At 66.2% G+C, this 9,752-nt stretch carries 8 protein-coding genes; 2 read left to right on the top strand and 6 right to left on the bottom strand.

Features of this window, described 5'->3' with window-relative positions:
• The 6 genes from M7H19_RS09285 to dnaA all read right to left on the bottom strand — a co-directional run.
• The coding region (locus tag M7H19_RS09285; protein ID WP_298179653.1) for a DNA topoisomerase subunit B at positions 1-1,542 on the bottom strand (1,542 nt) is incomplete at its 3' end.
• 287 nt (positions 1,543-1,829) lie between these two features.
• A complete protein-coding gene (locus M7H19_RS09280; RefSeq protein WP_298179648.1) occupies positions 1,830-2,324 on the bottom strand; it encodes a DciA family protein in 495 nt (164 codons plus the stop codon).
• Between the two features lie 313 nt (positions 2,325-2,637).
• Complete coding sequence (gene recF, locus M7H19_RS09275; RefSeq protein WP_298179645.1) at positions 2,638-3,810, bottom strand: DNA replication/repair protein RecF; 1,173 nt, start codon at positions 3,808-3,810, stop codon at positions 2,638-2,640.
• A complete protein-coding gene (gene gnd, locus M7H19_RS09270) occupies positions 3,811-4,704 on the bottom strand; it encodes a phosphogluconate dehydrogenase (NAD(+)-dependent, decarboxylating) (RefSeq protein WP_298179643.1) in 894 nt (297 codons plus the stop codon). It abuts the gene before it with no gap.
• A 30-nt stretch (positions 4,705-4,734) separates the two neighbouring features.
• The gene (dnaN, locus tag M7H19_RS09265; RefSeq protein ID WP_298179640.1) at positions 4,735-5,874 is read right to left on the bottom strand and encodes a DNA polymerase III subunit beta; all 1,140 of its coding nucleotides are present in this window, start codon (positions 5,872-5,874) and stop codon (positions 4,735-4,737) included.
• A 934-nt stretch (positions 5,875-6,808) separates the two neighbouring features.
• Complete coding sequence (gene dnaA / locus M7H19_RS09260; RefSeq protein ID WP_298179638.1) at positions 6,809-8,608, bottom strand: chromosomal replication initiator protein DnaA; 1,800 nt, start codon at positions 8,606-8,608, stop codon at positions 6,809-6,811.
• Between the two features lie 534 nt (positions 8,609-9,142).
• Between dnaA and rpmH the strand changes: the two genes are divergently transcribed.
• Together rpmH and rnpA are read left to right on the top strand one after the other, a co-directional pair.
• Positions 9,143-9,280, top strand: coding sequence for a 50S ribosomal protein L34 (gene rpmH / locus M7H19_RS09255; RefSeq protein WP_298179635.1), 138 nt, complete (start codon positions 9,143-9,145; stop codon positions 9,278-9,280).
• Positions 9,281-9,313: 33 nt separating this feature from the next.
• Positions 9,314-9,682, top strand: a complete 369-nt coding sequence (rnpA, locus tag M7H19_RS09250) for a ribonuclease P protein component (RefSeq protein WP_298179632.1) — start codon at positions 9,314-9,316, stop codon at positions 9,680-9,682.
• Positions 9,683-9,752: the final 70 nt, after the last annotated feature.

The following is a 9,752-nucleotide window of genomic DNA, read 5'->3' as shown; positions in this document are numbered from 1 at the left end:
GACGTCGGCGTCGGCCATGATCACGATCTTGTGGTAGCGCAGCTTCGAGATGTCGAAGTCGTCGTGGATACCGGTGCCCAGCGCGGTGATGAGCGACTGGACCTCCTGGTTCTTCAACACCTTGTCGATGCGCGCCTTCTCAACGTTGATGATCTTGCCTCGGATCGGCAGGATCGCCTGGAACCGCGAGTCGCGGCCCTCCTTGGCGGAACCACCCGCCGAATCACCTTCGACGATGTAGAGCTCGCACTCCTCGGGGTCGTTGGACCGGCAGTCCTTCAACTTGCCGGGCAGACCACCGATGTCCATCGCGCCCTTGCGGCGCACGAGGTCCCGTGCCTTACGCGCGGCCAGACGGGCCTGCGCGCTCGACACCGCCTTATTGATGATGATCTTAGCTTCGGCGGGGTTGCGCTCGAACCAGTCGGCCAGCCACTCGTTGCAAGCGGTCTGCACGAACGACCGTGCCTCACTGTTGCCGAGCTTCGTCTTCGTCTGCCCCTCGAACTGCGGCTCGGTCAACTTGATGGAGAGGATCGCCGCAAGCCCCTCACGAACGTCGTCACCGGTGAGGTTGGTGTCCTTCTCCTTGAGCAGCTTCTTGTCCCGCGCGTAGGCGTTCACCACACGGGTCAGCGCGGCGCGGAAGCCCTCCTCGTGAGTACCGCCCTCGTGAGTGTTGATCGTGTTGGCGAACGTGTAGACCGACGGTGTGAAGCCATCGTTCCACTGCATCGCCACCTCGACCTCGATACCGTCGCCCTTCTGCTCGAACGCGATGACGCTCGGGTGGATGGCGTCCTTGGAGGCGTTGATGTATTTGACGAAGTCCTCCAAACCACCCGGGTAGTGGTAGGTGCGTTCCCTGATCTCGGCGCGTTCGCCGGCCGCGTCCTCGCCTTCGTCGTCGGAGACCCGCTCGTCACGCAGGACGATGGTCAGCCCCTTGTTCAGAAAGGCCATCTCCTGCAGACGCCGGGCCACGGTCTCGGCGCTGTACTCGGTGGTCTCGAAGATCTCGGGGTCGGCCCAGAACGTGACGCTCGTGCCGCTGCGATCGGTGGGGCCCTTGTCGATCAATTCACCGGGCACCGACTTCTCGTAGTGCTGGACCCAGATCCTGCCGTCGCGGTGGATCTCCACATCGAGCGCGCTCGAAAGCGCGTTCACCACCGAGACACCGACACCGTGCAGACCACCCGACACGGCATAGGACTCACTGTCGAACTTGCCGCCCGCGTGCAGCTGGGTCAGCACGATTTCCACCGTGGGCTTGCCGTGCACAGGGTGGGGTTCGACCGGGATACCGCGCCCGTCGTCGACGACGCGGACACCGCCGTCGGCCAGCAGTGTGACCTCGACGCGCGTGGCGTGACCCGCCATCGCCTCGTCGACCGAGTTGTCCACAACCTCCTGAATCAGGTGGTGCAAGCCACGCACACCGGTGGAACCGATGTACATGCCGGGGCGCTTGCGGACCGCCTCCAAGCCCTCGAGCACCGTGATGGAGGACGCACTGTATTCGCTATTCTTCGCTGCCACCGGCCTGACTTCTCCTCGTCTCGCCCAACGGACTCACGTGACTTTTGGTCCTACGTCGGGCCCGAAGCTGATACTCGTTCCGGCATCGATCCGGCTTGTCTCTACAAGTTTACTTGGCCAGTCACGCTTACAGGCACCAAGGACGCCCCTGGCTGCGTCACAGAGCCACGAATTCGGACATAGATGGGTCCGGACTCATGGGCTACCTGTGCCGACCCGCGTCGCGCGGTTTCAGGCTGCATGCCGCAGTGCCTGCCGACTGAAGCTCCGCCCGACTTCCTACGAAGTCAACCGTAGGTGTCCCTGGGCCCCCGCCCCGGGATGTGCTTCGGCCCCTTACGCCAGCTCGGAGCCGTCGGCCCTTGAATACGCATCCTGGTGACCACGCCGTGTCCGACGCCCGCTGCGATTCTTGCCAGCAGTTGCCGTTGCAGCAAGCGCAGCTGCGTGGCCCAGGCGGTGGAACTGGCGCGAACGGTCAGTTCCCCGTTGTTCAGCGACACCGGTTGCGCATGCTCGGCGATCTCCGCTCCCACCAGCGTCGACCACTGGCCGAAGACGCGGCCGTTCGCCAGGCGCGCACTCCAGCCCAGCTGGGTCGTCATGTTCGAGACCAGTCGGCCGAACGGCTGTGGATCGCGCTCGTCGAAACCCGGTCCCGCCCAACGACGTCGACGAGGGTTCTGCCCACTGCGTTCCGGCCTGCCGACGCGGGAAGCGCCGGGCCTGCGCACACCCGGCTCCGTGCCGCGGGCCGCTGCGCGCTCCTTCGCCGCCTGCAACGCGGCTCTGGCGAGGTCACGGCCCTGTGGATGGTTTTCCGACGAGTCCGTCGCGGAGGAGGACGCAGAAGAGGAGGCCCTGCCCCCGTTCGGCCCAGCCCCGCTGTTACGCTCTGTCCCGCTGCCGAGGGCTCCAGGGGGGACAACACCCTTCGAGGGCGAGTTTTCCACTCTTTCCGGAACGCCGGTCACTGTCGGCAATAGCGTGCTAGCTGAGTTATCCACACTATCCACAGACTTATCCCCAGGTCGGTGGGTAACTCGCGTGGTACCCGTCACTGTTCGTCGCGTGAATCCCGTGGAGCGCTCCCGCTCAGGCACGTGTCACCTCGCCATCCGAGACCGCATACCGTACGCCGGAGAGCTCGGCGGGCACGTCACCGTCGACGGCCGCCGTCACCAACACCTGTTCCGCCTTCGCCGCCATCTCGGCCAGGCGGGCCCGGCGCCTGCTGTCGAGCTCGGCGAACACGTCGTCCAGCAGCAGCACCGGCTCGCCACCCGACTCGCCTCGGAGAAGCTGGTACGACGCCAGCCGTAGCGCCAGCGCGAACGACCACGACTCCCCATGGCTCGCGTAACCCTTCGCGGGAGTCTCACCCAAGACCAGGTCGAGGTCGTCCCGATGCGGTCCCACGAGGCTCACCCCGCGCTCCAGCTCCGCTTCCCGCGACTCGCCGAGCACCCTGAGCAGGATCTCGCCGAGCTCCTCCGTCGACGCTCTCGGCCCCTCGGCCGTCCCCCACCCTTTAGGCAACGCGTCTCCGAGACTGGAGCGATAAGCGATCCGCGCCGGGCGCGAGTCGGGAGCCACGTCCGCGTACGACGCCGCCACGTGAGGCGCCAGCTCGGCGACCAGATTGAGTCGTGCCGCCAGCAGCTCGGCCCCCGCGGAGGCCAGGTGGTTGTCCCATACCTGGAGCGTGGACAACGCGTACGGATCTGTCTCCTCCCGACGCCCCCGCTGACCACCGCCGCGCCCCACACTCTTCAACAGGGCGTTGCGCTGCCGCAGCACTCGGTCGTACTCCGAACGAACCCCCGCGTACCGAGGGGCGCGTTGCACGAGGAGTTCGTCCAAGAACCGCCGTCGTTCGGACGGGTCACCGCGCACGAGTGCCAGGTCCTCCGGCGAGAACAACACCGTGCGCAGGATCCCGAGCACGTCACGCGGCTTGCCGACCGCCCCGCGGTTGACCCGGGCCCGGTTGACACGCCCCGGCGCGATCTCCAGCTCGACGGTGAGTTCTCGCCCCTCGTTCACCACCGCGGCACGCACCAGTGCGCGATCACAGCCGTGCCGCACCAGCGGCGCGTCCGTGGCCACCCTGTGCGATCCCAACGTGGAGATGTATCCGATGGCCTCGAGCAGGTTCGTCTTCCCCCGCCCGTTCGGCCCCACCAACACGGTGGGACCCTGCGCCAGTGGCAGGTCCACGTGCTCCCACGACCGGAAATCGGTCACCTGAAGGTGCCGCAGATACACCTAGTCAGCGACCTTCGTCTTCACCGCGTGCCCGCCGAACTGCTCGCGCAGCGCCGCGACCGCACGCATCGCAGCCGAATCCTCCTGTCGGGAAGCGAACCGCGCGAACAGCGCCGCCGAGATCACAGGCGCGGGCACGGCGTTGTTGATGGCCTCCTCCAACGTCCACCGTCCCTCGCCGGAATCCTCGACGTAGCCTTCGAGTTCGGCGAGTTCGGGGTCGCTTTCCAAAGCCTTGACCAGCAACTCCAACAGCCAGGACCGCACGACCGTGCCCCGCTGCCACGCCTTGATCACACCGGGCACGTTCTGCACGACACCCGAGGCGTCGAGCAGTTCGAAGCCCTCGGCATACGCCTGCATGAGCCCGTACTCGATGCCGTTGTGCACCATCTTCGCGTAGTGCCCGGCACCGACCCCGCCCGCGTGGACGAAACTTTCCTCGCGCGGTCCCTCCGGACGTAAGGCGTCGAAGAACGGCATCGCGCGCTCCACGTCGGCCTCGGACCCACCGACCATCAGGCCGTAGCCGTTGTCCTTGCCCCACACCCCGCCGGAGACACCGACGTCGAGGTAACCGATCCCACGACGGCCGAGCAGTTCGGCGTGTTCGGCGTCCTCGGTGTAACGGGAGTTCCCGCCTTCGATCAGCAGGTCGCCCTCGTCGAGCAACTCGGCGAGCTCGGTGATGGTCTGCCGCGTCGCCGAGCCGGCTGGAACCATCACCCACACCACACGGGGCGCCTTCAACGCGGCCACCAAGTCGGCCAAGGACTCGGTGTCGCTGACGTCGGCGTTGCGGTCGTAGCCCACCACTTCGTGGCCGGCCTCCTGCAAGCGCGCCCGCATGTTGAAGCCCATCTTGCCCAGACCGACAAGACCAAGCTGTGCCATTAGCATGCTCCTCCTTCCGGTGCGCCGTGCTCAGCCCGGAAGTCGCACCGGCATCAACAAGTAGAGATAGCCGGGCACGACGTCGCCGTTGTCGTCGGCAGGCTTGATCAATGCGGGCCGGTTGGGTGTCGTGAACGTCAACTCGGCCCGTTCGGCGTGCAGAGCGCCGAGCCCGTCGGCGAGGTAGGTCGGGTTGAACGCGATGGTCACCGGCTCCCCCTCATAGTCGACGGGAAGTTCTTCCTCCGCACTGCCTTCGTCGTCACCTCCGGCCGCCAACCGTAGCGATCCGTCCCCGAACTCCAACCTGACCTGGGTGCCCCGTTCGGCGACGAGCGACACGCGCTTGATCGCTTCGGTGAGCGCGGGCACGTGCAGGATCGCACGCGACGAGTGGTCGGACGGCAACAGCTGCCGGTACGGCGGGAACTCGGCGTCGAGCAGCCGAGTGGTGGTGAACTTGCCCGAACCGGACAACCCCAGCAACCCGTCACCGCCCGCGAGACCGATCTGCACCGTCGTGCCGGCCGAGCCGAGCGACTTGGCGGCGTCCGCGAGTGTGCGGGCCGGAACGAGCACGGCGGAGTCGGTGATGCCTTCGGTGGGCTGCCAGTTGAACTCCCGCATGGCGAGGCGGAACCGGTCGGTGGCGACGAGGGTGAGCGTGCTGCCGGTGATCTCGACACGCATTCCGGTGAGCATCGGCAGGGTGTCGTCCTTGCCCGCCGCGACGGCCACCTGGGCGACGGCCTGAGCGAAAGCCTCACCCGCGACCTCACCTGCGAGCTCGGGCTGAGAGGGGAGCTCGGGGTAGTCCTCGACCGGCATGGTGGGCAGGCTGAACCTGGCGTTTCCGCAGGTGATGGATACACGAGCGCCTTCGACGGCGATGTCCACAGGCTGGGCGGGCAACGCCTTGGTGATGTCGGCGAGCAGCCGACCCGACACCAACGTGCGCCCCCCGTCGGCGATGGTCGACGGGACACCGACGGTGGCCGAGACCTCGTAGTCGAAGCCGGAGACGGTCAACGAGTCCGCGTCGCTGCCGGATTCACCGCCCGCGTCGAGGAGCACTCCACCGAGCACGGGAACGGGCGGCCTCGACGGCAGACTCCGGGCCACCCATGCGACGGCGTCGGCAAGCCCGTCGCGTTCGACGCGGATCTTCATGCGCCCATCCTTTCGACACCGAGCCGGTTGGAGCTCGAAAGATCGACAAACTCCGCTTGATGACTTCCGATGGAGTTTGCGGGTTCGCAGGGCGGCGGGAGCGTGTTGACGGCTGGTCGCCAGCTCACCGTCCACCGAGCGGACCGGCGTGTGGACTCCCACGGTAGAGCGTGTCGTCTTCGGGCTTCACCTCGGGCCAGGGGTTCCTCGAAGCGCTCGATGGCCCCTCGGAGCCGGTCTGCCCCCAACTTCACGTCGAACCTGTTTTTCTTTTTCTTCTTTTAGAGAGAAGTTGTTCAGTCGTAGTAGTAAGGGCTGTGGATAGTGTGGATAACCCTTGTTTCCGCAGCTCACTCGGTGCACACGCCTGTGGACAACCTGGTGATAACTCCGTGGATAACTCGAAGCGCCTGTGGATGAACGAGTGCCAATAAGGAAGTGTCCACAACCGGGCCGAGTTGTCCACAGCTCCATCCACAGATTTAGGCCCAGTTATCCCCAGGTTATCCACAGGCCTACCCGCAGCCTTCTCACCTGAATGGGTGACCCAGCTCGTCTTGTGGGCATAGTTGTGGGCAACCCTGTGGATAACCTGGGGATAAGTTGTGGATGGCTGTGGATAACTGTGGACAACTTCGGATCGGCCCACTTCACAGCGTTCATCCACATGTGTATCCCCAATCGGGCCCGCCTGTGGATAACTGCGGAAACAAGCACGGGCGCTTTTTTCTTCGAAAGTTCTCGAAAGGTTGACCGCGTGCCCACGGGGCGGTGTGGAGAGACGAAAAACCGCGCCCGGAGCCGTTCCGGACGCGGTACAGAGATCTTGAGCGGCCTCTGAAGCGGTCTCTGGCCGGCCTATAAGAGGCCTATAAGCGCCCAGGAGAAGAGGGGCGCCGAAGCCTTAGAACAGAGCCTGACGGAGCCTGGTGGGCTACTGGCGGGCGTGCTGCTTGATGCGGGAAGTCAGTTCCTGCACCTGGTCGTAGATCCGACGACGTTCAGCCATCTCCTTGCGGATCTTCTTGTCCGCGTGCATGACCGTGGTGTGATCCCGGCCCCCGAAGGTCTGCCCAATCCGCGGTAGTGACATGTCCGTCAGCTCGCGGCACAGATACATCGCGATCTGCCGGGCGGTGGCGAGGGCCTTCGTCTTACCCGGGCCGCACAGGTCCTCCACCGTGACGTCGAAGAACTCCGCCGTCACGCTCATGATCGCCGAAGCGCTGATCTCAGGAGCCTGTGAATCGGTGGGCATCAGATCACGGAGCACGATCTCGGCCAGACCGACGTCCACGGGCTGTTGGTTCAGCGAGGCGAACGCGGTGACCCGGATGAGCGCGCCCTCCAGCTCACGGATGTTCGCCTCGACTCGCGCGGCGATGAACTCCAGCACCTCACCGGGGACGGCGAGGCGATCCTGCGCCGCCTTCTTCCTCAGAATCGCGATCCGGGTCTCCAGCTCCGGCGGCTGGATGTCCGTGATCAGTCCCCATTCGAACCGCGTGCGTAGCCGCTCTTCCAGCGTTTCGAGCCGCTTCGGTGGGCGGTCCGACGACACGACGATCTGTTTGTTCGCGTTGTGCAGCGTGTTGAAGGTGTGGAAGAACTCCTCCTGGGTCCCTTCCTTGCCTTCGAGGAACTGGATGTCGTCGACCAAGAGGATGTCGATGTCCCGGTAGCGACGCTGGAACGCCACCTTACGGTCGTCGCGCAGGGAGTTGATGAAGTCGTTGGTGAACTCCTCCGTCGACACGTACCGGACCCGCATCCCCGGGAAGAGGCGCTGCGCATAGTGACCGACCGCATGCAGGAGGTGGGTCTTGCCCAGCCCCGATTCCCCCCACACGAACAATGGGTTGTACGCGCGGGACGGCGCCTCGGCGACGGCGACCGCCGCCGCGTGCGCGAAGCGGTTGGACGCGCCGATGACGAACGTGTCGAAGGTGTACTTCTCGTTCAGCCGAGTCTTCGACGTCTGTGGTTGGGCCGGTGCCGTGTAAGGCTGCCCCGCGATCGGTTGACCCGAGAAGGTCGGCCAGATCTCGTGGACGGCGGCCAGGGCCTCGCTCTCCTCGTCGACTTCTTCGTCGCCGTCCTCGCCCTCGGCGGAGTGCTTGGGCCGAGTGGGAAAGCTGTTCGGAGGCTGTGGCGGCCCGGTGGGTCGCGAAGGAGGATGCGTCGACGGGAGCGCCGAAGGCGGGGAGCGATGTGCCCCGGGTACGCGTGGCTCGGCGTGGTCGGACCTAGGCGGCCGGACCGCGGGAATGATGATCGTGTCTTCGCCCGAGGGCACCGGTGGACGATCGGGACGTCCACCGCCGGAAGGCACCGAACCGTAGCGTGTCGGCGAGGTCGGCGCGGATTGTGTGGACGGCGGGGACGCAGTCGTCGTGGAAGACGCCACGGCGGCGTCGGCGGGCGAGCCGGTGTTGCTCGTGAGCGGATTCAGCGGGGGTGGCGGCGCGCTTTCGGCGGAGTCGACCTTGACCGCGAGGGAAACCTCACGGCCGAGATGGCGGGACAGCGCCGAGGTGATCGGCTCCCGCAGCGCGCGTTCGATGGCTTCCTTGGCGAAGTCGCTCGGTGCGGCCAGCAAGGCGGTGCCGTCCAACAGGCCGATGGGGCGGGTCACCCGCATCCACGCGCGTTGCTGCGGCGACAGCGTTCCCTCGGAGAGCTCTGCGACAACCTGTTCCCAGACAACAGCCAGGTTCAGCTGGTGCTCAGACACGCTGCTCCGCTCCCCTCCCCTCGACCTTTCGCTCTTCGACGGCTCAGCGGAGCGTCACGGCAGGTCGGCGTGGCCACCTGCGCAGCAGGTATCCACATAGTTGTCCACAACTGTGCACCAATGTACGCCCGACCCGCGGACCCTCCATTCCGCGGGATCACGGTTTTCGCCCGGATCGAGTCTCCCACCTTCGCCGTGGCATGCCCGTGTCCTCGGCGGGTTTCCCGAGGAGGGGCACGCTAACAAGCCACGCGTGTTGCCACAAGGTGTGTGCGGCGGCAAGAGTTTCATGGGCAACGGCGTGTCGCCAGCCGTGTTGCGCGAACGGGTGACGACACGCCGTGGCGGCAGGTCGGACCCCGAAAAGACAGGGGGCGGTGTCGCAGGCCAGCAGGTCAATGCGTACCCTCGTAGGGCCTACCGCTGACAGCGGCGCCTTTCGCCCTGCCCGCCTTCGAGTGCCGGGCAGGTGGCGGGCTGCCCCGTCGCGGTGGTACCGAGATCGATCGCCGCAAGACCAGGAGAACGACTGCCGTGAGCAAGCGCACCTTCCAGCCGAATAATCGTCGACGCGCGCGGACGCATGGGTTCCGGCTGCGGATGCGGACGCGTGCAGGCCGTGCCATTCTGTCGGCCCGCCGCCGCAAGGGCCGTCGTCGGCTCTCCTCCTGATCCCGTCGCAGCCTGCGACGACGGAGGCGCGGCGTGCTACCTGCTGAGGCTCGTCTGCGGCGTAGCGAGGAGTTCCGTGCCGTCATGAGGGGCGGCGTCCGTGCCGGGCGCCGCCGTTTGGTGCTACACGTGCTCCCCGAATACGCGGAACACACCAAGGCGGGCTTCGTGGTGAGCAAGGCCGTGGGCAACTCCGTCGTGAGGCACCGGGTCCTGCGGCGGTTACGGCACCTCGTCGCGGAAAGGCTCGGAACACTCCCTGAAGGCAGCGCGTTGGTTGTTAGGGCACTACCCGCTGCCGCCACCGCGTCGAGCGAGGAACTCGGCGCGGATCTCGACGCGGCATTGCGGCGACTTCGACTGTCGCCGTCCTCCCGCGACAACACTGGACCAACGGCGTGAATGAAGATCAAGCGGCCGGCACCCACACGGTCGACCCGAAAGACACTGATGCGCCCACTCGGCCGACGCC

The sequence above is a fragment of the Saccharomonospora sp. genome, assembly GCF_027317685.1.
GTDB lineage: Bacteria > Actinomycetota > Actinomycetes > Mycobacteriales > Pseudonocardiaceae > Saccharomonospora.
This window is presented reverse-complemented; position numbering and strand designations above follow the sequence as displayed.